The sequence below is a fragment of the Alcaligenes sp. RM2 genome, from assembly GCF_052931795.1.
Map to the genome: position 1 here is coordinate 582,180 of NZ_JBRFIO010000002.1, position 24,341 is coordinate 606,520.

Annotated in this window: 18 protein-coding genes; 10 read left to right on the forward strand and 8 right to left on the reverse strand. The window is 57.9% G+C overall.

Going from position 1 to position 24,341, the window contains the following annotated elements:
* Positions 1 to 6 precede the first annotated feature (6 nt).
* On the reverse strand, positions 7 to 1,119 hold the full coding sequence (gene pabB, locus ACU6HM_RS09510; RefSeq protein ID WP_446763714.1) for an aminodeoxychorismate synthase component I: 1,113 nt from the start codon (positions 1,117 to 1,119) through the stop codon (positions 7 to 9).
* On the reverse strand, positions 1,092 to 6,794 hold the full coding sequence (gene uvrA / locus ACU6HM_RS09515) for an excinuclease ABC subunit UvrA (RefSeq protein WP_446763715.1): 5,703 nt from the start codon (positions 6,792 to 6,794) through the stop codon (positions 1,092 to 1,094). The genes pabB and uvrA overlap by 28 nt, the downstream gene beginning before the upstream one ends.
* A gap of 225 nt (positions 6,795 to 7,019) precedes the next feature.
* Between uvrA and ACU6HM_RS09520 the strand changes: the two genes are divergently transcribed.
* Positions 7,020 to 7,148 carry a hypothetical protein gene (locus ACU6HM_RS09520; protein ID WP_003803595.1) on the forward strand — a complete coding sequence of 43 codons (129 nt, stop codon included), beginning with the start codon at positions 7,020 to 7,022 and terminating at the stop codon, positions 7,146 to 7,148.
* 251 nt (positions 7,149 to 7,399) lie between these two features.
* Positions 7,400 to 8,323, forward strand: a complete 924-nt coding sequence (locus ACU6HM_RS09525; protein ID WP_009455091.1) for a glycosyltransferase family 2 protein — start codon at positions 7,400 to 7,402, stop codon at positions 8,321 to 8,323.
* A gap of 6 nt (positions 8,324 to 8,329) precedes the next feature.
* Here ACU6HM_RS09525 and ACU6HM_RS09530 read toward each other — a convergent pair whose 3' ends face one another.
* Entirely contained in the window at positions 8,330 to 8,830 is a 501-nt protein-coding gene (locus ACU6HM_RS09530; RefSeq protein ID WP_022983445.1) for a hypothetical protein, read from the reverse strand.
* Positions 8,831 to 8,992: 162 nt separating this feature from the next.
* Between ACU6HM_RS09530 and ettA the strand changes: the two genes are divergently transcribed.
* The 3 genes from ettA (at position 8,993) to ACU6HM_RS09545 (ending at position 11,566) form a co-directional block, all read left to right on the forward strand.
* Complete coding sequence (gene ettA / locus ACU6HM_RS09535; protein WP_009455087.1) at positions 8,993 to 10,666, forward strand: energy-dependent translational throttle protein EttA; 1,674 nt, start codon at positions 8,993 to 8,995, stop codon at positions 10,664 to 10,666.
* Positions 10,667 to 10,676: 10 nt separating this feature from the next.
* Positions 10,677 to 11,213 (forward strand): isochorismatase family protein, encoded by a 537-nt coding sequence (locus ACU6HM_RS09540; RefSeq protein WP_009455085.1) that lies wholly within the window; start codon positions 10,677 to 10,679, stop codon positions 11,211 to 11,213.
* Positions 11,214 to 11,338: 125 nt separating this feature from the next.
* Positions 11,339 to 11,566, forward strand: a complete 228-nt coding sequence (locus tag ACU6HM_RS09545; RefSeq protein ID WP_009455083.1) for a glycine zipper 2TM domain-containing protein — start codon at positions 11,339 to 11,341, stop codon at positions 11,564 to 11,566.
* Between the two features lie 122 nt (positions 11,567 to 11,688).
* Here the strand turns inward: ACU6HM_RS09545 and ACU6HM_RS09550 are convergent, their stop codons facing one another.
* The 5 genes from ACU6HM_RS09550 to ACU6HM_RS09570 all read right to left on the reverse strand — a co-directional run bounded on the left by ACU6HM_RS09550 (position 11,689) and on the right by ACU6HM_RS09570 (position 16,952).
* A complete protein-coding gene (locus ACU6HM_RS09550) occupies positions 11,689 to 12,837 on the reverse strand; it encodes an aromatic ring-hydroxylating oxygenase subunit alpha (protein ID WP_254499705.1) in 1,149 nt (382 codons plus the stop codon).
* 257 nt (positions 12,838 to 13,094) lie between these two features.
* Complete coding sequence (gene minE / locus ACU6HM_RS09555; RefSeq protein WP_009455079.1) at positions 13,095 to 13,373, reverse strand: cell division topological specificity factor MinE; 279 nt, start codon at positions 13,371 to 13,373, stop codon at positions 13,095 to 13,097.
* A 1-nt stretch (position 13,374) separates the two neighbouring features.
* On the reverse strand, positions 13,375 to 14,190 hold the full coding sequence (gene minD, locus ACU6HM_RS09560; RefSeq protein WP_009455077.1) for a septum site-determining protein MinD: 816 nt from the start codon (positions 14,188 to 14,190) through the stop codon (positions 13,375 to 13,377).
* A gap of 223 nt (positions 14,191 to 14,413) precedes the next feature.
* Positions 14,414 to 15,184, reverse strand: coding sequence for a septum site-determining protein MinC (gene minC / locus ACU6HM_RS09565; protein WP_009455075.1), 771 nt, complete (start codon positions 15,182 to 15,184; stop codon positions 14,414 to 14,416).
* 10 nt (positions 15,185 to 15,194) lie between these two features.
* Positions 15,195 to 16,952 carry a glutamine--tRNA ligase/YqeY domain fusion protein gene (locus ACU6HM_RS09570; protein ID WP_446763716.1) on the reverse strand — a complete coding sequence of 586 codons (1,758 nt, stop codon included), beginning with the start codon at positions 16,950 to 16,952 and terminating at the stop codon, positions 15,195 to 15,197.
* 161 nt (positions 16,953 to 17,113) lie between these two features.
* Between ACU6HM_RS09570 and ACU6HM_RS09575 the strand changes: the two genes are divergently transcribed.
* From ACU6HM_RS09575 to recQ, 5 genes are read left to right on the forward strand one after another with little or no spacing between them, the layout of a single operon-like run.
* Positions 17,114 to 18,454: a cytochrome ubiquinol oxidase subunit I gene (locus ACU6HM_RS09575; RefSeq protein ID WP_009455071.1), complete on the forward strand. Its 1,341-nt coding sequence runs from the start codon at positions 17,114 to 17,116 to the stop codon at positions 18,452 to 18,454.
* A complete protein-coding gene (locus tag ACU6HM_RS09580) occupies positions 18,451 to 19,500 on the forward strand; it encodes a cytochrome d ubiquinol oxidase subunit II (protein WP_009455069.1) in 1,050 nt (349 codons plus the stop codon). Before ACU6HM_RS09575 ends, ACU6HM_RS09580 begins: the two co-directional genes overlap by 4 nt.
* An 8-nt stretch (positions 19,501 to 19,508) precedes the next feature.
* Positions 19,509 to 21,281 carry a ClcB-like voltage-gated chloride channel protein gene (locus ACU6HM_RS09585; protein ID WP_446763717.1) on the forward strand — a complete coding sequence of 591 codons (1,773 nt, stop codon included), beginning with the start codon at positions 19,509 to 19,511 and terminating at the stop codon, positions 21,279 to 21,281.
* 21 nt (positions 21,282 to 21,302) lie between these two features.
* Positions 21,303 to 22,439: a hypothetical protein gene (locus ACU6HM_RS09590; protein ID WP_446763718.1), complete on the forward strand. Its 1,137-nt coding sequence runs from the start codon at positions 21,303 to 21,305 to the stop codon at positions 22,437 to 22,439.
* A gap of 9 nt (positions 22,440 to 22,448) precedes the next feature.
* The gene (gene recQ / locus ACU6HM_RS09595) at positions 22,449 to 24,275 is read left to right on the forward strand and encodes a DNA helicase RecQ (protein ID WP_254499703.1); all 1,827 of its coding nucleotides are present in this window, start codon (positions 22,449 to 22,451) and stop codon (positions 24,273 to 24,275) included.
* Positions 24,276 to 24,341 lie beyond the last annotated feature (66 nt).

Here is a 24,341-nt window from a genome sequence, read left to right on the forward strand (position 1 = left end):
CTGCCTTTAAATCAGTGTTACAGGGGCCTGCAATACGCGTGCTTTCCACAAGCACTCCAACCATTCCTGGTCCGGGTCCGAATCCAGCACAATGCCACCGCCCACGCCAAATGTTCCTTGACCATGATTGTTCAGCTCCAGACTGCGGATGCTGACATTCAGGGACAAGTCGCCCTGGGGGCTGAGATACCCCACCGAGCCGCAGTAAATACCGCGTCGCTGCGTTTCCAGCTGGCGTATGCATTGCATGGCGGCCAGCTTGGGGGCGCCGGTAATCGAACCACAGGGAAACAGGGCACGTAGCAGGGCCTCCAGGCTGCAGTCCGGGTCTACCTCTGCCTGAATGCTGGAGGTCATGGTCCAGACCGAGGCATATTGCTCTACATCGAACAGACTGGTGGTGTGCACCGTGCCCGTGCGGGCCACCTGACCCAGATCATTGCGTAGCAAATCCACAATCATCAGGTTCTCGGCCCGGTCTTTCAGGCTGTTTTGCAGATCCTGGGCGTTTTTCTGATCTTGAACAGGGTCGGTGTCGCGCGGGCGCGTGCCTTTCATGGGGCGGGTCCGCACAGTGTTGCCACGTTTTTCCAGAAACAGCTCGGGTGACAGCGACAGGATATGACGATCACCCAGATCCAGATAAGCACCGTAGGCTACAGGGTGGCGGCTGGCCAGTGCGGTATAGAGATCACGCGGTGCCATGCCGGATTGAATGCACAGGGGCATGGTGTAGTTGATCTGGTAAAAATCCCCGGCCTGCAAACCTTGCTGAACCTGGGCCAGCGCATCCCGATAGTCTTTCTGACTGATTTGAAGGCTGACCTTCAATTCGGGCTTTGCCTGACTATCCCATAAAGCCACTTCCTGAGCCTGCTCAAACACCAGCGCATTCAGGGGCGCATGGGACGCTGCATCACGCGCAGACAGACGGGGTTCGAACAACTCGGCCAGTTCGTAGTCCAGTGCCAGGGCCACCCAGTGGCCGGCTTGGCGAGCCTGTTCGATTTTTTCAAAAGCAGTACTTAAGTCCTCAGGGGTACGAGCCTGGATATGGCCCAGGTAGCCCTGCATTTCCAGCGCATAGCCTTTTAGTCTGTCTTCAAATCGGCCATACATGCGCCGTGTTCCTTTAAAAATTCCGCCAGGGCCATGCCGGTATGCGAGGCATGGTTGGCTTGTACTTGATCCGGCGTGCCTTGCACCACCAGTCTGCCGCCGCCCGAGCCGCCTTCGGGGCCCAGATCGACAATCCAGTCTGCTTCGGCAATCAAATCCAGATTATGTTCAATCACCAGCACGGTATGGCCGGCATCGACCAGTCGGTGCAGCACCACAATCAGCTTTTCCACATCCGCCATGGACAGGCCCACGCTAGGCTCATCCAGCACGTATAGGGTGTGCGGAGCCTTGTAGGCGCGGCCTGTGCGAGTCAGACCTTCGTCCAAACGAGCCTTGACCAGTTCGCTGACCAGCTTGACGCGCTGCGCCTCGCCACCGGACAGGGTGGGGGAGGGTTGGCCCAGGGTCAGATAACCCAGGCCCACGCTTTGCATCAGTTGCAGGGGGCGCAATATTTTAGGATGTGCGGCAAAGTATTCAACCGCCTCATCCACATCCATTTGCAAAAGCTGACCGGCGGAGACGTCGCGCCAGGTCACCGCCAGGGTTTCCGGATTGAAGCGCTGGCCGTGGCAGGCGTCACAAGGCACCTTCACGTCCGGCAGGAAGCTCATTTCCAGGGTGCGCATGCCTTGGCCTTCACACAAGGGGCAACGGCCATCGCCGGTATTAAAGGAGAAGCGTGAGGCGCTCCAGCCGCGCAGACGGGCATCGTTGGTGTTGGCAAACAGTTTGCGCACCTCGTCCCAGAAGCCGATATAGGTGGCCGGGCAGGAGCGGGGTGTTTTGCCAATGGGGGTCTGGTCTACTTCCAGCACGCGGTCCAGGCTTTCCCAGCCGCTGATGCTGGAACAACCCTGCCACACCGGTTTTTCTTTGCTGCCGACCACGCGCTGCAAATTATCCAGCAGCACATCGCGGGCAAAGGTGGATTTGCCGGAACCTGACACGCCCGTCACCAGACTGAGCTTGCCCAGCGGAATACCGGCCTGGACCTTGTTCAGGTTATGCAGGCTGGCATCGTGCACCGTCAGCATGGGTGCATCGGCCTGGACGGGACGGCGTGCCTGCATGGGGTGCTTGAGCGGCTCGCGCAGATAGCGGCCAGTCAGCGAATTGGGGTTGGCCTCGATTTCTGCCAGTGTGCCCTGCGCGATGACTTCACCGCCGCGTTTGCCCGCACCGGGGCCCATATCAATAATGTGCTGGGCACGGCGTATGGTGTCTTCATCGTGCTCGACAACCACCAGCGTATTGCCGTTGCCTTCCAGACGCGCCATGGCGTTCAGCAGAATCTGGTTGTCGCGCGGGTGCAGACCGATCGTGGGTTCATCCAGCACATAGCACACGCCCTGCAGGTTTGAGCCTAACTGGGCCGCCAGACGGATACGCTGGGCTTCCCCACCCGACAAGGTGGGGGCGGCACGATCCAGCGCCAGATATCCCAGGCCCACTTCGTGCATGAAGTCCAGACGGCTGCGGATTTCGTTCAGAATGTCGCGCGCAATATCGGCCTCACGACCACTCATGTTCAGGCTGCCAAAAAAGGTCTGCGCTTCATCCACGGGCAAACCGGCCAGCTTGGCAATGGATTGGTCGCGCCATTCAAAGGCCAGAGAGACTGGGTTCAAGCGTTGGCCGTGACAGCTTGGGCATTCCACGGCTTCGCCTTCGTAGCCGTTATTCCAGCTGTTTTCCTCGCCCGTTTGTTCCTGGTCGAAGCCGGTCAGCTTCAAGCCCGTACCAAAGCAGTCCTTGCACCAGCCGTGCTTGGAGTTGTAGGAGAACATGCGTGGGTCCGGCTCGGGGAAGCTGGTGCCGCAGCACGGGCAAGCCCGCTTGACGGAGAAGTGTTGCTGGCTGGCCGTGGACAGCGGTTGACCTTGTCGGCGTTGCTCCAGCGACATGGAACCCGATGGCGTCAGGGGAGCCAGCACACTGAAGGAGCCGTGACCCAGCTCCAGCGCCTCGCGTATGGCTTGGCGCAGTTGCAGTTCATGGCGTGGATCAATAATCAGGTCGGCCACCGGCAGTTCCAGCGTGTGTTCGCTGTAACGGTCCAGGCGCGGCCAAGGGTTGACGGGGATGAACTCGCCATCCACGCGCAAATGGGTATAGCCCTTGCCCTGCGCCCATTTGGCCAGGTCGGTGTAGTAGCCCTTGCGAGCGGTGACCAGGGGAGCCAGCAAACCAATATGCTCACCCTTATGATCACGCAGCAATTGCGCGGCGATTTGCTCGGCCGTTTGAGGGGCCACAGGCACATGGCAGTCCGGGCAGTATTGGGTGGCCAGCTTCACATACAGCAAGCGCAGGAAATGGTGGATTTCCGTCATGGTGGCCACGGTGGATTTGCGACCCCCACGGCTGGTGCGCTGCTCAATGGCAACGGTAGGTGGAATACCGTAAATCGCGTCCACATCGGGCTGACCGGCAGGCTGCACAATCGCGCGGGCGTAGGCGTTCAGGGATTCCAGGTAACGGCGCTGACCTTCGTTAAACAGAATATCGAAGGCCAGGGTGGATTTGCCCGAACCGGAGACACCCGTCACGACGGTGAAGGTGTTATGCGGGATGTGCACCGAGATGTTCTTCAGGTTGTGTTCGCGCGCATTCAGGATGGCGATCTGGCCATCGTTGCTGCCGCCGGAGCTGGCCTGATAGTCCACCTCGGGTTCCTGAAACAGGGCCGAGCCTTTACCCAGAATGGCTTGTTCGTACTCTTTCAGGGCATGGCCAGTGTGTGACTGCTCCAGCGCCATGATGTCGCCAGGCGTACCCGCGCCCAGCAATTGGCCGCCATGCTCGCCACCTTCGGGACCCAGATCAATAATCCAGTCTGCCGCGCGGATCAGGTCCAGATTGTGCTCAATGATCAGCAGGCTATGACCGGCGGCCAGCAGCTTGCGGAAGGCGCGCATCAGGCGGGCAATATCGTCAAAGTGCAGGCCGGTGGTGGGCTCGTCGAACAGGAACAGATTGCCTTTCTTGGCGACCTTCACCTGGCTTAGACGGGTGCGCGAAGCCTGGGCCAGATAAGCCGCCAGTTTCAAGCGTTGTGCCTCACCGCCCGAGAGCGTAGGCACAGGTTGGCCCAGTTTCAGGTAATCCAGGCCCACATCGGCCAGGGGTGCCAGGCCGGTTTGCACATCGCGCAGGCCTTCAAAGAACTCCATGGCTTGATGCACGGTCATGTCCAGCACCTCGTCAATCGAGGCGCTGCGACCAAAGTGTTCGATACGCACTTCCAGCACTTCGGGGCGGAAGCGCTTGCCATCGCAATCCGGGCAGCGCAGGTACACGTCCGACAGGAACTGCATTTCGATATGCTCAAAGCCCGTGCCGCCACAAGTCGGGCAGCGGCCATCGCCACTATTGAAGCTGAAGGTGCCGGGCGTGTAACTGCGTTCTTTGGACAGCGGGGCCTGGGCAAACAGCTTGCGGATAGGGTCAAAGGCACCGACATAGCTGGCCGGGTTGGAGCGGGCCGTTTTGCCGATAGGCGTCTGGTCCACCATCACTACTTCGGCAATTTGCTCGGCGCCCAGCAAGGCACCGTAAGGGCCAGGGGCTTCCGTCGGCTTGCCTTGCTGTTTCAGGATGGCCGGGTAGAGCACGTCCTGAATCAGCGTGGATTTGCCCGAGCCGGAGACGCCCGTCACGCAGACCAGACGGCCCAGTGGAATGGACACCGAGATATGGCGCAGATTGTGCGCGCTGACGTCTTCCAGCAGCAGGCGGGGCGTGTTTTCGGCCACCGGCATGGGGCGGGGCGATTCGATGCTGAGCTCGCCACTCAGGTAGCGGCCTGTCAGCGTTTCTGCACCGCGCAAGGCTTGGGGAGAACCATCAAACAGAATCTGACCGCCACGCTCGCCAGGGCCGGGGCCCATGTCCAGAATACGGTCGGCGGCCACCATCACTTGCGGGTCGTGCTCGACCACCACCAGGGTGTTGCCATTGCCGCGCAGACGATGCATTACTTCAATAATGCGGTGCATGTCGCGTGGGTGCAGGCCAATCGAGGGCTCGTCCAGCACGAACAGGGTGTTCACCAGCGAGGTGCCCAGTGCCGTGGTCAGGTTGATACGCTGCACTTCTCCGCCAGACAGGGTGCGGCTTTGGCGGTCCAGGGACAAATAAGACAGGCCCACATCGCACAGATAATTCAGGCGGGACAGGGTTTCCTTCAAGAGCAGATCAATGGCCGCATCGCGTGCATCGCCAAAGTGCAGGCCTTGGAAAAAGCTGCGTACGTGCTCTATAGGCAAACGCATCAGGTCCGGAACGCTCAGGCCGGGCATGGCATCCAGTTGCTCGCGCAGCCAGTTGGAATGCACGGGCATGAAACGTGGGTAGCGGGAATCGGCGGGGGCCGCCTGATCGCCTACACGCCACAAGCTGGCTTCGGGTTTCAGACGCGAGCCGGCGCAGGCCGGGCAGGTGTTGTAGCTGCGATATTTGGACAGCAGCACACGCACGTGCATCTTGTAGGCGCGCGACTCCAGCCAGTCGAAAAAGCGTTGCGCGCCGTACCACTGGGTTTTCCAGGCCTGATTGCCGCCTTTCCAGTCCGGGGTGCCGTTAATCACCCAGTCGCGCTCTTCCTGGCTCAAGTCTTTCCAGGGCACGCTCAGGCGTACACCGGCTGCCGGAGCGTAGCGCTCCATCTCGACCTGACATTCTTTGTAGCTGGCTGTCTGCCAAGGGCGGATCGCACCTTCCAGCAGGCTTTTGCTGGGATCGGGAACGACCAGGCCGTAATCAATACCCATCACGCGGCCAAAACCACGGCAGGATTCACACGCGCCCAGGGGCGAGTTGAAGGAGAAGGTGCTGGCTACGGGCGTGCTGTATTCAATATCGCACTGAGCACAGTGCAGGCCCTGGCTGAAACGCCAGGCGGTTTCCGGGCCATCGACACTGGCCGAAGCATACACCGTCAACTTGCCTTGTCCGTGGCGCAAGGCCGCTTCGATCGCTTCCATGAAACGTTCCGGCTCTACCGTGCTGGCACGGAAGCGGTCCTGAATCACATAGAGAAGCTTTTGCTCCGTGGGGGCGGCTTTGCTGCTTTTGCCCTTTTTCGTGCTGCTGCTGGCTGTGACGGTCTGTGTTTCTTCGTGGTGCAGGCGGGTGTAGCCCTGCTGATGCAGCAAGGTTTCAATTTCTTGCTGCGTGAAGTTGGCCGGAACCTTGACGGCAAAGGTCAGAACCAGGCGTGGGTCATCGTGGTCCTCTGCCAGCTTGCGAATCTGCTTGGCGATGCTGTCGGCATTGTCGCGGCGCACAGGCTGGGCGCACTGGCGGCAATACAACTCGCCCAAGCGGGCGTACAGCAGCTTGATGTAATCGTTCAGCTCCGTCATGGTGCCCACGGTGCTGCGCGAGTTGCGTACCGGGTTCACCTGATCAATGGCAATGGCGGGCAAGATGCCTTCAATGCGATCGACCTGAGGTTTGTCCATGCGGTCCAGGAACTGGCGCGCATAGGGGGAGAAGGTTTCTACATAGCGTCGTTGGCCTTCTGCATACAGAGTGTCAAAGGCCAGCGAACTTTTGCCTGAGCCGGAAACGCCGGTAATAACCAATAACTCGCCCGTTTTGATACGTACATTCAGGTTTTTCAGAGTGTTCTGGCGGGCGCCAAAAATGCGAATTTCTGAGCTCATGGCAAGGTCGGCTTTCTGGAGAGGGCAGAGTAGGGAAGCGGCAGCGAAAAGGCCTGTCAAACAGGCCCCATGCGCCAGTGAGAGCGGTACACGCCAGCAAGGTGTTGCCAGGGATGCACACTCTAGCCTTTGTATCTTAACGCGGATTACGGTAGAATTTCTGGTTAGCTATTGCGCTTTTGTCGGGATCATCCGGCAGGGCTTACATTAAGATCGGAGATCACCATGGCGGAAATCAAACGCACTCGCCGCAACACGCTGGAGCGTCGTTGCCTGGGTAAAGCATTCAAACGTCTGTTTGTGCGCGCACCCAAGGGCGTTTTCAAAATGCTGGAAAAGGTCAAGCGCGTCTAAGTGCCTGGCTTGAGCGGTGTACAAGCAGAAACCTGATTTTTCAGCTTGAAATCACACCCAGCAGCAAAAAAACCACAGGCTTGCCTGTGGTTTTTTTGTGCGCGTTTGATTTTGCTTCGGGTTTGTCTGGAGCCCTGCAGATAGTGCGCTGCACAGCGCCGTGCTTGCTTTATGATGATGTCATTCTGATGCAGATCTAAGTAGCTGCCCGTAACAATAATCAAAACAGTGGTTTATGGGGACACCCGCGTATGGAATGGCGCCATTTGTTCACCGTCCTGACACCTAGCTATAACCGCGCTCACACCTTGGAGCGCGTGTATCTTTCCTTGTGCGAGCAAACCTGTCAGGATTTTGAATGGGTGGTCATTGACGATGGTTCCACAGACGGGACAAGGGAACTGGTGCAAGGCTGGCAACAGCAAGCCTCCTTTCCAATTCATTATGCCTGGCAGGAAAATCGTCACAAGAAGGCGGCGTTCAATCACGGCGTGGCTCTGGCCCAAGGTGAACTGGTCGTTGCTTTGGACAGTGATGACACCCTGCTGGTGAATGCGCTCTACGATATGGCGCAGATCTGGGCCGACATCCCCGTATCAGAACGAGCGGGCTATGCGGGCATTACAGGCCTGTGTGTGCGACCGGATGGTAAGGTCGTCGGTGATATGTTCCCCCAGGATATTTTTGATGCCAGCTCTTTGGACATGAGTTTTCGCTACCACGTGCGGGGCGAGAAGTTCGGCTGTTTGAGTACCGTTGTGTTGCGCAAGTTTCCCTTTCCCGATCAGATCGACGGCTTTGTGCCAGAAAGCCTGGTGTGGCGGGCGATTGCCCGTGCGGGCTACAAGAACCGATTTGTGAACACCGTATTCCGTGTCTACCACGACAGCCCGGACTCCTTGTCGGTGCAAGGCAAAACCAGCCAGCAACATGCACTGGGCTTGTGGCTGCTGGCGCAGGATACGGTGGTGAAGTGTCTGCCCTGGTTCCGCTACGAACCCAAGGCGTTCTTGATGGCTGCCGCGCGTTACACCCGCTTTGGGCTGCACCTGCGTGCCAGTGGGCGCAAGCCACCAGCAGGTTATGGCTTGAAAGGCCTGGCCTCTTATCTGCTGGTGGGTTTGATGTGGCCGGTGGGTGTCGCTTTATATCTGCGGGACAAGCGACGGGCCTGAACGCGATTAGTGCAGGGTGTGGCCGTGCACGCCCGGTTCCGGGCTGTCATCATCATCGTCCTCGTCGTCTTCATCCGTATCATCCTCGACGGCGAAGGCATCTTCGCTCAGGGCGAAGGGCAGCAATTCTTCCAGGGTCTCGGTCCAGGCGACTTCCTCGCCTTCTTCGTCCACTTTGATAAAGCGCACAGGCTCGGCATCACTTAACTGGATGGCCCACAGGTAACGGCAGGCGTAGACCGCCGTGTCCTTGGGGTCCAAGCCGCCGCGGTTGCCCACGATGCGGGCCTGTTCGCCGCCTACCTGCACAATCGTGAATTCGCTTTCGTCTTCATTCTTGTCCAGGGGCATGGCAAAGATGACCCATTCAAAGCCGGTTTCTTCCGCTCCCACGATCTCGGCCAGGACGGCACGACCCAGGTAGGCACTCAGCGCATCGGCAGTGCGGCCCAGGGTTTCGATCTCTTCGGTGGTAAATACAAGTTCAGGGGCGTCAGGTGTGGGCATGGCGTTTTTGGATTGTTAGCAAAAGTGAGTATATTACCTGAGACAGGCCTGCACTCAGGCCGGGTGTTTCGTTCTGAACCTGACAGAAGCGCACCTTTCGGGCGCCAAACGCCTACAATCCCAGTTTTCCGAACACGACCTGTTTTTCCTTTTTAGGTTTATATGGCTCAATACGTTTATTCGATGAACCGCGTGGGCAAGATTGTGCCGCCCAAGCGGCAGATTCTGCGCAATATCTCCTTGTCTTTTTTTCCAGGTGCCAAGATTGGTGTGCTGGGCCTGAACGGCTCGGGTAAATCCACCTTGCTCAAGATCATGGCCGGGGTAGATACCGAGATCGAGGGCGAAGCCGTCCCCATGGCGGGGATCAAGATCGGTTACCTGCCACAAGAACCTCAGCTGAATCCCGAACACAGCGTGCGCGAAGCCGTGCAGGCCGGTTTGGGCCAGGTGTTCGAGGCGCGTCAGCGTCTGGAACAGGTCTACGCCGAATACGCCGAGCCCGACGCAGATTTTGACGCTCTGGCCGCCGAACAGGCCGAACTGGAATCCATCATTGCTGCCGCCGCGACCAGCGGTGCGGACGATATCGAAACCCAAATGGAAATCGCGGCCGATGCGCTGCGTCTGCCACCTTGGGATGCCTCCATTGCCAACCTGTCCGGTGGTGAAAAGCGTCGCGTGGCCTTGTGCCAGTTGCTGCTGTCCAAGCCTGATATGTTGCTGCTGGATGAGCCCACCAACCACCTGGACGCGGAAAGTGTGGATTGGCTGGAAGTGTTCCTGCGCCAGTTCCCCGGCACCGTCGTAGCAGTCACTCACGACCGTTACTTCCTGGACAACGCCGCCGAGTGGATTCTGGAACTGGACCGTGGCCACGGTATTCCCTGGAAGGGCAACTACAGCTCCTGGCTGGAGCAGAAAGACGACCGTCTGAAGCAGGAAGAGGCGTCGGAAAGTGCTCGTCAGCGCACCATCAAGAAAGAGCTGGAGTGGGTGCGCCAGAACCCCAAGGGACGTCAGGCCAAAGCCAAGGCCCGTCTGGCCCGTTTCGAGGAACTGTCCTCGCACGAATACCAGAAGCGCAACGAGACCCAGGAAATCTTCATTCCTGTGGCCGAGCGTTTGGGTAATGAAGTTATTGAGTTTGAAAACGTCAGCAAGGGCTATGGCGATCGTCTGCTGATCGACAACTTGAGCTTCAAGGTGCCAGCTGGTGCCATCGTCGGGATTATTGGTCCTAACGGTGCAGGTAAGTCCACCTTGTTCCGCATGCTGGCCGGTAAAGAGCAGCCTGATTCCGGTACGGTCAAACTGGGCCAAACCGTCAAGCTGGCTTATGTGGATCAGTCGCGCGATGCCCTGGCTAATGAAAAGACCGTCTTTGACGCGATTGCCGATGGCGCAGACCTGCTGACCGTGGGCCGCTTTGAAATGCCATCGCGTGCGTACCTGGGCCGCTTCAACTTCAAGGGCGCGGATCAGAACAAGATCGTGGGCAATCTGTCTGGCGGGGAGCGTGGTCGTCTGCACCTGGCCAAGACCCTGATCGCAGGCGGCAACGTCTTGCTGCTGGACGAACCATCCAACGACCTGGACGTGGAAACCCTGCGTGCTCTGGAAGATGCCCTGCTGGAGTTTGCCGGCTCGGTCATGGTGATCAGTCACGATCGCTGGTTCCTGGACCGTATCGCCACCCACATTCTGGCTTTTGAGGGTGATTCGCAGGTCGTATTCTTTGATGGCAACTATCAGGAATACGAAGCAGACAAGAAGAAGCGTCTGGGCGAAGATGCTGCCAAACCTCGTCGTATCCGCTACAAGTCCCTGAAATAAGGAAAGTGCCATGCCTGTGCTCAATGCTCACCAGTCTTTCGTCCTGATTGTGGATATGCAAACGGGGCTCCTGCCCGCCATTGCAGACCACCAAGCCTTGGTCGAACGGGCCGGGAAGCTGGCACAGGCGGCGCGTCTTTTAGGGGTGCCGGTGCTGGCAACCGAGCATTGGGCCGAGAAAATCGGCCCAACCGATGCTTCTTTGTTACCACATATTGATAAAGTGCTGCATAAAACCCACTTCGATGCCACGCGCGAAGCCGATTTTTTGCCTGCCTTGCCGGTAGGGCGCACACGAGTCTTGTTACTGGGTACAGAGTCTCACGTGTGTGTGTTACAAACTGGCCTGGGTTTGATGGAGCGTGGTTATGAACCTGTGCTGGTCGGGGACTGCGTAGGCTCGCGCCATCCCGAGTCCCGACAAGCTGCCTGGGATCGCTGGGCGATGCATGGATTGGAGCGCGTTAGCGCCGAAATGGCCATGTTTGAATGGTTGGAAACGCCGGCTAACCCCGTATTCAAGCAGGTTCTGGCCCTGATCAAATAAACTGAACAAAAGCTGAATTACATCTGTTGCGTTGCCTAACAATAGGGTCTGGACTAATTGGCTCCGTAGGGTGAAGATAGACTTTAATGCCGTGTTGAGCACGGATACTTCACGGAGGTTTACGGATGAAAATGACGACTATCACTAAAGTGGGTATGGCCACGGTTCTGGCCGTCGTGATGGCGGGCTGCTCTTCCTGGGATGGTATGAGCAAACGTCAAAAGGGTGCCGTAACCGGCGCTGGTCTGGGTGGTGTGGCTGGTGCAGTCATCACTAATGGTGGCGTTCTGGGTACGGTCGGTGGCGCAGCGATTGGTGGCGTGATCGGCGATCAGATCGGCAAGAACCGCTAAATTCAAATTCTCTGATTGAGCTGAAACGCTCATCGGATTAAAAGCCTCAAAGCCTGGGAGATCCCTCCCGGCTTTGAGGCTTTTTTCTTGCTTAGGGCAGTAAGCAGGCTTGCGGTGATGTCTTACGGGTGGTGCCGCTCGTCCATCATGGAGCGATACCATTCGTGAAAGTGCTTCATGCCGTCTTCCAGCGGTGACTGGTAGGGGCCTACCTCGCAGACCCCACGCTCCATCAAGGCGCGGCGGCCGGCATCCATACGTTCGGCAATCTCATCATCTTCTATGGCCGTTTCCATATAGGCGGCGCGTTGTGCTTGCACAAAGTCACGCTCGAAGGCCACGATGTCTTCCGGGTAGTAGAACTCCACCACATTCATGGTTTCCTGCGGCCCCTTGGGGTACAGCGTAGAGAGCACCAGCACATGCGGATAGATCTCGATCATGTGGGTGGGGAAGTAGGTTACCCAGACGGCACCGAAATCCGGTGCTTCGCCCTGGCGGTAGGCCAGCAGATTGTCATGCCATTGGCGATAGGTAGCTGAGCCTGGATTGGCCAGGGCCTGATGCACGCCGACTCGTTGCAGGCTATACCAGTCGCTGAACTCCCACTCCAGATCGTCACAGGTTACGAACTGACCCAGACCAGGGTGAAAGGGAGCGACGTGATAGTCCTCCAGATAGACCTCGATAAAGGTTTTCCAGTTGTAGTTGCACTGGTGGATTTCGACGTGATCCAGCACATAGTCCTGAAAGTCGAATTCAGGGCGGCTGAACAAGGCGGCCATATCCTGGGCTGGATCGCGCGGGCCTTCAAACAGCAGGCCATGGCAATCCCGCAAGGGGTAGCGTTCCAGGTTCAGACAGGGCTTGTCCTTGAAACGGGGAGCCGCCAGCAAGTCGCCTTGCGCGTTATAGGTCCAGTTGTGCAGGGGGCAGACAATATTGCCGCCTGTGCTGCTCAGGGAGCCGTGGCTGGCCTGATTGGACTGGCCGGGCATGCCACCAAGCATCAGGGCCTGGCGATGCCTGCAGACGTTCGAGAGCAGTTCTACGCCGTGTTGGCTGCGTATCAGAGTACGGGCAGCGTTTTCCTGGATCAAGGTGCGCCAGTCGCCGGGTTCGGGAACAAGTTTTTCATTGCCGACGTACAAGGCCGACTGCTGAAAAATACGCTCTTGTTCGCGCTCGAACAGAGCGTGGTCGAAATAGGCGCTAACAGGAAGCTGGGGGTGAGCGGGCACAAGACGTGCCATCTGACCGAGCTCGGTCATGATTCCCTCCGCATGGGTCAATAAGCCAGGCCTCAGGGGACATCGATGGCACTACTTGCCATCTCTGGCGCGAAGAAAAATCGGAACGGGCCGATTACCAAGGGAAAATTGTACCTGATCTATTAGCCGCCTAGCCGCATTGCGCTGCTCGTTGCAGGTGTTTTGCGGCTTGCTTTTGGTATAGGGAGCAGCCATGAAAATGGCCATCCCTTGCGGATGGCCATTTCAAGCAGCAAAGTTTTTCTGTCAGCAACGCTTTACTTGTTTTCCAGCGTGCTGGCATCAATTTGCGGCATTTCGATTTTAACTTCCAGCACTTCCAGCGAGTCCTGGCGATCAAGGTTCACCTTGATGTCATCGGGATTAATCTTCACGTAGCGCGAGATCACTTCGACCAGCTCTTTTTGCAAGCGGGGCAAGTAGTCCGGAGCAACACCCCCTTGGCCACGTTCGTTAATAAGGATCAGTTGCAGACGGTCCTTGGCAACTGTTGCCGACGTTTTCTTGTGACCGAGCAGGAAGGACAGGAAAGACATATTACTTTCCTCCGAACAGGCGCTTGAACAGACCTGGCTTTTCGTAATCCACAAAACGCAATGGTTTTTCGCCACCCAGGTAACGATCTACGATGTCCTGATAGGCCTGGGACACATCACTTTCCTTGATATGGATAACGGGTACTCCTTGGTTGGATGCTTGCAGCACGGTTTCCGACTCGGGGGTGACACCGATCAGCTTGATGCGCAAGATATCTTCAACGTCTTGCAAGGACAGCATCTCGCCGTCCGACACGCGTTTGGGGCTATAACGGGTCAACAACAAATATTCTTTGATGGGCTCTTTGCCCTGTTCACCACGTCGCGATTTGGCGGCCAGAATGCCCAGGATGCGGTCCGAGTCACGAACCGAGGACACTTCGGGGTTGGTCACAACCAGCGCATCATCTGCGAAGTAGGAGGCCATCAAGGCGCCGGTTTCGATACCTGCGGGCGAGTCGCACACAATGTATTCAAAACCCATGCCCTTGAGCTCTTCCAGTACTTTCTCCACACCTTCGCGGGTCAGCGCGTCTTTGTCACGCGTCTGGGAAGCGGGCAGGATGAACAGATTTTCCAGCTGCTTGTCACGGATCAGGGCCTGGTTCAATGTGGCTTCGCCCTGGATCACGTTGACGAAGTCATACACCACGCGTCGCTCGCAACCCATGATCAAGTCCAGGTTGCGCAAGCCAACGTCAAAGTCGATGACCACGGTCTTGTGACCGCGCATCGCAAGACCAGATGCAAAACTGGCACTGGTGGTGGTTTTGCCCACACCACCCTTGCCGGAGGTCACTACAACTATACGCGCCATGACAATCGGATTCCTTTGTTTTTCAAGTCACATAATCGTAAAGCATAACGGGCCTAATTTTGACATCCGTTCTGCCACTTAGCCTACTGCTTAGAAACAAAACATATCAATTGCTTTGTTCCGTGTCAGCTTACACGGTTGCGCTTGCACTTGCTTGCTCTCATGCGGGCTCTCAGTGCAAGCCTCTATAAAAAGCGCCGGCAAAAGCCGGCGCCTTGTACTGCTAGGAGCTCAGAGGATCAAATCTGAGCGTATCTTCTTCCAGCGTGACGACAACGGGCTTGTTGCGTAGCTGTGCATCCAGTCGCGTTTCAATAATGCGATACACACCGGCAATGGCAATCAGTTCCGGGTCCAGCTCGGTGGTGAAGATGCGTGCTTTTGCATCGCCACGGGCACCAGCCATGGCCTTGCCGCGCAGTGGACCGTAGACGTGGATATTGCCATCGGCTACCACTTCTGCACCTTGGCTGACCGCCCCGATCACGATCAGATCCGTGTGGCGCGCGTAGATGCGCTGGCCGGAACGCAGCTGACGGTTGATGATGAGCGCAGCCGGAGCAATAGCGGGCGGTGGCGGGGCGACCGCCGCTGGTGCTTCTTGCTGGGAGGCTTGCGACAACACGGGCACTTCCTTGTCCGGTGCGGCCTGGGTTTGGGGGCGGGCTGGTGGGTTGGACAACTCCACATGCGGCAAGCCGCTGTCGATGGCGTTATCGGCATGGTCAGGGTGGGCAATGATACCCACCGGGTGCAGCTTGTGCTCACGCAAAGCGGCAACCAGGGTGGCCCAATCCACCGGCGCATCAATCGCGCTGGCATCAATGACGACGGGTTCGTCCTCAAAGAAGGAGCCAGCGTCTTTCATGCGTTGAGACAGAGCGGCTAACTGCTCGGCCGTGTCAGCCGAACGCAGGACCACCCGTACGGCGTACAGCGTGGCGCTTTTGAAATCCAGGGCCTGCGGCCCTTTGGCATGAGTCTGATCGTTCACGTCAATAGCCTTAGACCCAAGTGTCTTTCAGAGTCGTAGTACGGTTAAGAACGGGTTTTTCTGGCGTGGAGTCCACACGGTCCGCCACAAAGTAGCCCAGGCGTTCAAACTGCCAGCGGGCATCGGGCGTGGCCTTGGTGCCGGGTTCCAGCCACCCCTGAATCACGCGCAGCGAGTTCGGGTTGATGTGCTCCAGGAAGTCCTGGTCGGCTGCATCGGGCTGAGGGTGGGCAAAGAGACGATCGTACAGACGAATCTCGGCGGCAATCGCGTGCTCGGCGCTGATCCAGGTGATATTGCCCTTGACCTTGACCGAGTCCGCGCCGGGCGTGCCGCTCTTGGTGTCGGGCAGGTATTCCGCCAAAACCTGGGTGACATTGCCTTGCTCGTCCTTGACGCAGCCGGTGCAACGCACGACATAGCCGTACTTCAGACGCACGGTATTGCCGGGGAACAGGCGGAAGTACTTTTTGGGTGGATCTTCCTTGAAGTCCTCGCGCTCGATGTACAGGCGACCTGAGAAGGGGAACTCGCGCTGACCGGCTTCCGGATTGTGCGGATTGCGCGGTGCGTGGCACAGCTCGCTTTGGCCTTCCGGGTAATTGGTAATGATCAGTTCGATCGGGTCCAGGATGGCAACGCTGCGGTCGGCCACCGGGTCCAGATCATCGCGCAGGGCTTGTTCCAGCAGGCTGTAGTCCACGTGTTGGGCTGCCTTGGACACACCCAGGCGGTCGGTGAACAGGCGGATGGCACCGGCGCTGTAACCACGGCGGCGCAAACCGGCCAGGGTAGGCATGCGCGGATCGTCCCAGCCCGATACGTGGTTTTCCTGAACCAGCTGGCGCAACTTGCGCTTGCTGGTGACCACGTAGGACAGGTTCAGACGCGAGAATTCGTACTGCCTGGGCAGCGGGTCGGACAACTGACCCAGTTCGACCAGGCGTTCCAGAATCCAGTTATAGAAGGGACGCTGGTCTTCAAATTCCAGGGTACACAGACTGTGGGTGATGCGCTCGAGCGCGTCTTCCACGGGGTGCGCCCAGCTGTACATGGGGTAGATGCACCATTTGTCGCCAGTGCGATGGTGTTCGGCATGGCGGATACGGTACATGACCGGGTCGCGCATATTGATATTGGGCGAGCCCATATCGATCTTGGCGCGCAGGGCCATGCTGCCATCGGGGTGCTTGCCGTCGCGCATTTCGCGCAGCAGCTTGATGGACTCCTGGGCAGGGCGGTCGCGCCAGGGCGAGTTCACGCCTTTTTCAGTCAGGGTGCCACGATTGGCACGCATTTCTTCAGCGCTTTGCTCGTCAACGTAGGCATGGCCCGCGTTCACCAGGGCTTCGGCAAACTGGTACATATAGTCGAAGTAGTCGCTGGCAAAGTACAGGTTCTCTTCTTTATTGAAGGTCCAGTCAAAGCCCAGCCATTTCACCATGTCGATAATGGCGTCCACGTACTCCTGTTCTTCTTTTTCAGGATTGGTGTCGTCAAAGCGCAGGTGGCAGGCACCTTGGTAGTCGCTGGCCAGTCCGAAGTTCAAACAGATACTTTTAGCGTGCCCAATGTGCAGATAGCCGTTGGGCTCGGGGGGAAAGCGCGTACGGATACGCGCGGCATCAACAGCCGCCCCTTCCTGGGTACTGGCCGGGCCTGGCTGACCGGCCCAGGATTTTTGTGCGTAACGGCCAGCGCTCAGATCCTGGTCGATGATCGTGCGCAGAAAATTAGATACGGGAGCGGGAGTGGTGTCAGAGGTCATACACGTTTGAAATAAAGAAGCCGACAGACTAATCGACCATTTTGCCACGTTCTTGTTTTAGAGGGGTATTTACCCCATGAACGGGTTCTAAAAAATCAGGGAAGAACTTGGGGTAGTATGGTGGCGTTTGCAGGCTAATTCACCCTACACTAGCGCTCATTATGACGCACTCCGCCCTTTCTCTGTCTCATGCCCAGTTTTTCCTTAGCCTGGGCTTCATGCTGCTGTTTCTGGCCCTGGAGCTGGGACTGGCCTGGGTGTTGCTGTATTTCAAGATCAGAACCTTTGGCAACAAGGCCGCGGCCTGGATGGGGGCGTACCGTTTTTGGGTGCGTCTGTTTGCGCTGGCGTTTATTTTAAGCTTTGCGGCGTCCATGCCCGTGCTGCTTCAGTTTGGCAGTGTCTGGCCGGGCCTGATGGAGCAGGTGGGCGATGTCATCGGTCCCATGCTGGCCGCCTCCATGCTGTCCTTGTTCATTTTCAAATCCTGCTTTTTGGGTGTGATGCTGTTTGCCCAGCGCATGCTGTCCAATCTGGTTCATACCGTGGTGGTGCTGATGGTGGCCCTGGGCGTTACCGTCACGGCGTTCTGGTTGGTGGCGATTGTGGCCTGGATGCAGGTGCCAACGGGTGTCGATGTGATTGAAGGCCATTATGTGGTGATGGAATGGCTGGATGTGCTCAGCACGCCCGCCTTACCCTGGTATGCCGGTCTTTTGTTTGCAGGCAGTTTGCTGACGGTGGCCTTTTTCATGTTGGGTGTAACCTGCGCCCAGACCATGCAAAAGCCGGTTACCGATCAGGAGCGTCTGGCCTTTCGCAGTGCCTTGTTTCTGGGCGGGGTGGCTTGGCTGGCCCTGATCCTCGCCGTGATAGGCAATGGTTTCATGACTGCGGAGCATCAGCCTGCCAAGGCAGCGGCTGCGGCGGCGTACTGGGAAAGCGGCTCGCAGCCTGATTTGATTCTGGTGGCGGCGCCCTCCGCCATGCAGGACAGTGTTCTGGGTGTGCTGCGCTGGTCTCATGCAGGTGGACGCTGGTTGGGGCGTAATGACAGTGGCATTTTGATGGGTCTGGATCAGTTTTCCGACGCCATGCCGCCCGTCACCCTGACCTTCTGGTCCTTCCGTGTAGCCGTGCTGGCAGGAGCCTTGATGCTGTTCCTGCTGTTGTGGGTCTTGTTGCGCACTCGCCGTTATGGCCTGGACCCGCACTCTCTTTCTTATAGAGAACGTCAGCTCATGGTGGTCGCCTCGGTGTTGGGCTGGATCATGTTGCTGGGTGGCGCAGCCTACGTCCTGTTGGGCTTTTTGCCTTATCTGGTCGGTAACGATATTCAGGCCGTGCAAGTGCAAAGCACCGAGAGCGTCTTTACCGTCGGGCTGGGTTTGCTGAGTTACGGCCTGGTCTACGTCTTGTGCATGATTGGTTTTTTCCAGAAGTTGCGACATGCCGTTCGTTTTGGTGTGGTACCGATCGCACGTCATCGGGGGCGGGCATGATTGACTCTTTTGCAAATGCGCTGGGCCTGGGTGCCCATGATCCGGCGTTCTGGATGCCGCTGGCGTTTCTGGCCCTGTTCTTTTTGATCATTGTGGCCGGTACGGTTCTGGACGGCTTCGATATTGGCGTGGGCTGCCTGTCCTTGCTGGCACCAGACTCCTTGCGTCCCCGCATGCTGTCATTGCTGAGCCCCTGGCGCGATGCCAACGAGTTCTGGCTGTTTCTGGGCCTGGGTTTGTTTGTCTGCGCTTTCCCCAAAGCCTGGGGGGCGGTGATGGGCGGCCTGTACGGACCGTTATGTGCGCTGGGTGTGGGCGTTTTTGCCCGTTCCGTCTCCTTCGAATTCCGACTGCGCGCGCCGGTAGAGCGTCAGTCCCGCTGGCAAATGGGTTTTGCCCTGGGGTCCTGGTTGACGGCGTTTTCCCATGGTGTGCTGCTGGCGCAGGTCGTAGTGGGCTTTCAGAGCGATGCCGGTTATATCTGGTTCTCTGTCTTCATGGGCTTTTGTGCTATTGCCGCGTACTGCTTGCTAGGCGCTAGCTGGCTCATCATGCGTGAAGCCGGCGAGCTGCGTGCCCGAGCGGTCAATTGGGGCCGTCGTTCGGTACGCTGGTTTGCAGCCGGTGCCGTGGGTGTGTCCGTCGTGTTGGCCTTTGTGAATGCCGGCGTGCTGCTTAAATGGAGCGACGGGCCGTATTGGGGCTTGGTATTGTTCCTGTGGGCCTTGATTCTCAGCTGCTTTGTGTCGATTGAAATGAGCCTGCAGCGCATGATCAACAGCAGCTATCGCACCACGACCTTGCCCTTTTTGCTGACCCTGTTCGTGATGGTGTCCGTCATGGCCGGGCTGGCGTTCAGTTTCTTCCCCTATCTGATCCTGGACGAGATGACGATCTGGGACGCCGCTGCCGGGGTGCCAGCCCTGAGCCTGATCCTGTCGGCGATTGTGATTACCTTGCCCATCGTGCTGATTTTCAACGTGTGGGTGTACTGGCGCATGTTTGGATTGTCTCGCCCACCTTTGCCGCCCAGCTTTAAAGGCTGACCTTTTTTATGATTGCCCATTCCGTGCTGTCGATGCGCAAGCGTCTGCAGGGTTTCAAGTGGTTGTCTGATATGCCCGCCATGCTGGCTTGGGCGGTCTTGGCTGGTATTTTGGGTGCCTTGGCGACTTTGGCCTTTCATCAGGGCATGCGCTTGGTGCAGCAAGTTGTCACGGGTCAGCACGGGGGGATCGTCGCAGTCACGGAAAGTCTGCCCTGGTACATGCGCCTCCTGTTTCCCACCTTGGGCGGCTTGTGTGCCGGTATGCTGCTATGGCTGGCAGGGCGTCTGCCGTCGGGAAGCAATTCTGACTATATGGAAGCTGTGGCCATTGGCGATGGCCGCTTGTCCATTCGCCAGGGGCTGCTGCGATCCTTGTCGTCCTTGATGACGGTGGCCTCGGGCGGCTCGATTGGCCGCGAAGGGGCGATGGTGCATCTGGCCTCCTTGTCCGCTTCCGCGATTGGCCGCTTCACCTTGTTTGGTGAAGCCCGTCTGCGCCTGCTGGTGGCCTGTGGCGCCGCAGCCGGTGTAGCTGCCGCTTATGGCGCCCCGATCGCCGGTGCCGTGTTTGTGGCCGAGATTGTGCTGGGCACCATGACCATGAGCAGCTTTGGCCCCCTGTTGATGGCGGCTGTCAGTGCTCACCTGACCATGCGTATGCTGGGTGGTTATCATGCCCCTTACGAAATGACGAATGTTCAGGCCGTTGCGGGTTGGGACATCTTGCCCTTTCTGGTCCTGGGTGTGCTGATTGGTCTGGCTGCACCCGCTTTCCTGAAATTGTTGAATCTGTTCCGTACCCTGTTCAAGCGTACTGGCCTGGGTTTGCCTTTGCGCTTGGCTTTGGGTGGTTTGTTGCTGGGATTTTTGCTGATTGTCATGCCGCGCGTGGCGGGTAATGGCTTTAGCGTAGTGTCCTCCATGCTGCACAGCGACTGGGCCTGGTACAGCGTGCTGCTTATCCTGGCGTTCAAGGTTCTGGCCACAGGGCTGACAGTTGGTTCGGGCGCTGTCGGCGGTGTGTTTACCCCCGCCATCTTTGTGGGCGCGGCCTTCGGTACCTTGTTTGGTCAACTGACTTTGCTGATCTTGCCAGGTCTGGATTTACCGTTGTACTTGTTCACCTTGGTGGGCATGGGCGCGTTTCTGGGGGCCGCCACCAGCGCTCCCTTCATGGCCATACTGATGTTGTTTGAAATGACGTTGAGCTATCAGTTGGTGCTGCCCTTGATTGTGGCCTGTGTCATGGCTTATTTTGTGTCCCGTGGTGTGGCCGAGGTCGCCATGTATGAAGTCACCCTGGTGCGCGAGCGCGATGCCTTGCTGCGCCACAAGTTGCGTCACACCACCTTGGCCGAGCTGGTACGTCCGGCTGATACCGTCGTCAGCACTACTACCCAAATGCGTGATGCCTTGCAGATGTTTCTGGACTACCCCGTGCGCTATTTGTATGTGGTGAACGAGGAGCAAGTTTATCAAGGTGTGATTGCTCAGCCTGACCTGACTCGAATGTTGTTGGACGACAACGCTGCCCAGGAGCGTGTGGTGGGCGATATTCTGCGCATGGATTTCGTCAAGACGCTCTACCCGAATATGAGTCTGGACGAGGCTCAGGAACACTTTGTGAGCTTTGCCGGGGAGCGTCTGCCTGTATTGAATGGTGACGGCTCGGGCCGTCTGATTGGTGTAGTCTATAAGTCTGCTGTGCTGGAAAAATACTCCGCCATCAAACGCTCCCTGGATGCGAGCGGCGAAGTGATGCTGGATGCCCGGCGCTAAACTCTTTTTGTGACATAAATCATGCGTACAAAAGCTTGCCAGCGAGGCTTGGCAGGCGGGCTGTTGGTCGGTCTTGCCATGCTGTTCGCTGTTCCATTGGCCACCGCTCAAAATCGTGTTGGGCTGGAGAATTTGTCTGCTACCCGCGTGTATGGCGTGGATGAGGCACAGGCCATTCCGGCCCAGGAGCTCCCGCCTGTGGAGCCATTTTTTGATGCTACGCAGTGGCATCGCCAAGGAGATCAGGGCCTGCTCAGTCCAGCGGCCTCCATGGATTACACATTTTCCGATTTCAGTTTAAGCGGTGCCAGCACCGCCAGTCTGGCGCGCTCCATCCAATATAGTCAGCAGTCCTCTCCAATTTGGAGTGCCCGCTGGTTGAGCAGCGCGCCCGACCAGGTCTGGCAGTTTGGCGAGCGCAACTGGCGCTATGTGAATGAAGACGGGCTGCAACTGACCCTGGGCAATGACACGGTTACCGCACCGGACTGGGCGCGGCCCGTGGAACTGGGCGGTATCAATATCACTCAGCAGTTCGAGCAGGGCCCGGCCGGGCCATGGCGCTATGCCCTGGCCGTTGGCGCGCTGGACATGACGGGCAAGCAGGATAACGGGGATCTTGTGTATGGCTCTTCGGCTGGCAGCTTGATGCTCAGTACCGATGTCACCAGTCGTACCAGTATTGATACCCAGATGGAAAGCGCTCGTGATTTTGGGCTGACCGGTCTGGGTGCAACCTATCGATCGCCGGACTTTGGCGTGTGGCAGGCCAGCGTGGCCAAAGCTTCCCATGCGGTGGGGCAGGGGTGGCGATATCAGGCAGCCTACGGCCTGGATGTGCTGGATGATTTGCACCTGCAGTGGCAGGGTGAACGCTACCAGGACAATTTTCTGGATTTGAGCCGTTACCAGGGCATGAAGGTGGATGCGGCCAGCAGTCGGCAGATTGTCGGTCTGTCCGTGCCCCTGCGCCGCTGGGGTGAAGTGAAGACTCAGTACGAGGTGCAGCAGGTAGTTGCCGGCGGGGAGAACCGCTACCTTGGGGTCACGCAGCAGTTCTGGTACAGTCCCCACCTTAGGGTGGGTTTGCAAGCTCGCCGTCATCTGGAAAGTCGTCAGTCGAACATCGCGCTGCGTTTTTCTATTCCGATTTTTTAAGCAGGCGGCATGGCCCAGTCAGCACTTGAGGTTCTTCAGGAAGTTTTTGGTTATGACAGTTTTCGTGGTTCTCAGCACGAGATTATCGAGACCCTGATCCAAGGCGGTGACGCCCTGGTCTTGATGCCCACCGGCGGCGGCAAGTCGCTCTGTTACCAGATTCCTGCTTTGGTGAGACCCGGCACCGGCGTGGTAGTGTCTCCCCTGATTGCCTTGATGCAGGATCAGGTGGACGCCCTCAACGAGTTGGGCGTTAACGCGGCGTATCTGAATTCCACCCAGGATTGGCAAACTGCCCGCGAGGTCGAGCGCGAATTTCTGACGGGGCAGTTGGATCTGCTCTATGTGGCTCCCGAACGTTTGCTGACAGACCGCTGCCTGGATTTGCTGGCACGCGGCCAGATTTCCCTGTTTGCCATTGACGAAGCCCACTGCGTATCGCAATGGGGTCACGATTTTCGCCCTGAATATCTGGGTCTGGATTTGCTGGCCCAGCGTTGGCCAGGTGTGCCACGGGTTGCCTTGACCGCTACCGCCACTCAGTTGACGCGGGTAGAAATTGCCCAGCGCCTGAAGCTGGAGGATGCCCGGCATTTTGTTGCCAGTTTTGATCGTCCCAATATTTGCTACCGCATCATTGAAAAGAACGAGGTGCGCAAGCAGCTCTTGAGTTTCATTCAGGAAGAGCACTCCGGAGATGCGGGGATTGTGTATTGTCTGTCGCGCTCGCGCGTGGAAGACACGGCCGAGTTCCTGTGCAAGAACGGTATTCATGCCTTGCCCTATCATGCAGGACTGGACGCGCAGCAGCGCGCCATCAACCAGGCTCGCTTCCTTCGAGAAGAAGGGGTGGTCATGGTGGCGACCATTGCTTTTGGCATGGGCGTCAATAAACCGGATGTGCGTTTTGTAGCCCACATTGACCTGCCCAAATCGGTAGAAGGGTATTACCAGGAAACCGGGCGGGCAGGGCGCGATGGCGAAGTGGCCACGGCCTGGCTGGCCTATGGCCTGCAGGACGTGGTGCAATTGCACCGCATGATTAACCAGTCGCAAGGCGATGCGGCACACCGACGCCAGCAGGGACAGGCGCTGGATGCCATGTTGGGCCTTTGCGAAACCATTTCCTGCCGTCGCCAGCGCTTGCTGGCGTATTTTGACCAGCAAATAGAACCTTGCGGTAACTGCGACACCTGTCTGGAAGCGCCAGAAGCCTGGGATGGCACAGTGGCGGCGCAGAAAATGCTCTCCACCATCTATAGATTATGGCGTGAGCGCGGTCAGCGCTTCGGGGCCGGGCACCTGATCGACATCCTGCTGGGCAAGCTGACGGATCGTGTCAAAGAGCACGAGCACGACAAGCTGACCGTCTTTGGTGTGGGCAAGGATTTGACCGATCAAGCCTGGCGCGGAGTGCTGCGCCAGTTGCTGGCGCATAGCTTGGTCACGGTGGACCCGGAGGGCTACGGCACCTTGTTGCTGACCGAGGCCAGCCGCGAAGTGCTGAAAGGGGAGCGCACCCTGATGTTGCGGCGCGAAACCGTAACACGCGGACCGGCTGCACACCGAGTAAAAGGTCAGGCGCCTGCCGGACCTGCTCTTGAACCCGATCAACAAAGACGATTCGAGGCTTTGCGCGCCTGGCGTGCGGCCACCGCACGCGAACATGGTGTGCCAGCCTATGTCATTTTCCATGATGCTACTTTGCGCGAAGTGGCCATTCGCTGCCCTAGTTCAGAGGCTGATCTGGAGCCGATTACAGGCATAGGCGTACGCAAAAGAGAGGCCTATGGCGAGGCTTTGCTGCGCTGCGTTCAAGAGCTCCAGACGCAATAGGAAATTGTTAGCAGAGCAAAGATTAGTTGCATTTTTATGCGCTGAATCTGCTCTGCAGTCGCAAAA

Bases quoted from the DNA above. Each gene is read 5' to 3' on its own strand.
- ACU6HM_RS09545 (WP_009455083.1), top strand. From the start codon at position 11,339: ATGAAAATGACGACTATCACTAAAGTGGGTATGGCCACGGTTCTGGCC.
- ACU6HM_RS09575 (WP_009455071.1), top strand. From the start codon at position 17,114: ATGACGCACTCCGCCCTTTCTCTGTCTCATGCCCAGTTTTTCCTTAGC.
- ACU6HM_RS09530 (WP_022983445.1), bottom strand. From the start codon at position 8,830: ATGCCCACACCTGACGCCCCTGAACTTGTATTTACCACCGAAGAGATC.
- ACU6HM_RS09520 (WP_003803595.1), top strand. From the start codon at position 7,020: ATGGCGGAAATCAAACGCACTCGCCGCAACACGCTGGAGCGTCGTTGC.
- ettA (WP_009455087.1), top strand. From the start codon at position 8,993: ATGGCTCAATACGTTTATTCGATGAACCGCGTGGGCAAGATTGTGCCG.
- ACU6HM_RS09540 (WP_009455085.1), top strand. From the start codon at position 10,677: ATGCCTGTGCTCAATGCTCACCAGTCTTTCGTCCTGATTGTGGATATG.
- minE (WP_009455079.1), bottom strand. From the start codon at position 13,373: ATGTCTTTCCTGTCCTTCCTGCTCGGTCACAAGAAAACGTCGGCAACA.
- ACU6HM_RS09550 (WP_254499705.1), bottom strand. From the start codon at position 12,837: ATGACCGAGCTCGGTCAGATGGCACGTCTTGTGCCCGCTCACCCCCAG.
- minD (WP_009455077.1), bottom strand. From the start codon at position 14,190: ATGGCGCGTATAGTTGTAGTGACCTCCGGCAAGGGTGGTGTGGGCAAA.
- ACU6HM_RS09525 (WP_009455091.1), top strand. From the start codon at position 7,400: ATGGAATGGCGCCATTTGTTCACCGTCCTGACACCTAGCTATAACCGC.
- pabB (WP_446763714.1), bottom strand. From the start codon at position 1,119: ATGTATGGCCGATTTGAAGACAGACTAAAAGGCTATGCGCTGGAAATG.
- ACU6HM_RS09585 (WP_446763717.1), top strand. From the start codon at position 19,509: ATGATTGCCCATTCCGTGCTGTCGATGCGCAAGCGTCTGCAGGGTTTC.
- ACU6HM_RS09570 (WP_446763716.1), bottom strand. From the start codon at position 16,952: ATGACCTCTGACACCACTCCCGCTCCCGTATCTAATTTTCTGCGCACG.
- recQ (WP_254499703.1), top strand. From the start codon at position 22,449: ATGGCCCAGTCAGCACTTGAGGTTCTTCAGGAAGTTTTTGGTTATGAC.
- uvrA (WP_446763715.1), bottom strand. From the start codon at position 6,794: ATGAGCTCAGAAATTCGCATTTTTGGCGCCCGCCAGAACACTCTGAAA.
- ACU6HM_RS09580 (WP_009455069.1), top strand. From the start codon at position 18,451: ATGATTGACTCTTTTGCAAATGCGCTGGGCCTGGGTGCCCATGATCCG.
- ACU6HM_RS09590 (WP_446763718.1), top strand. From the start codon at position 21,303: ATGCGTACAAAAGCTTGCCAGCGAGGCTTGGCAGGCGGGCTGTTGGTC.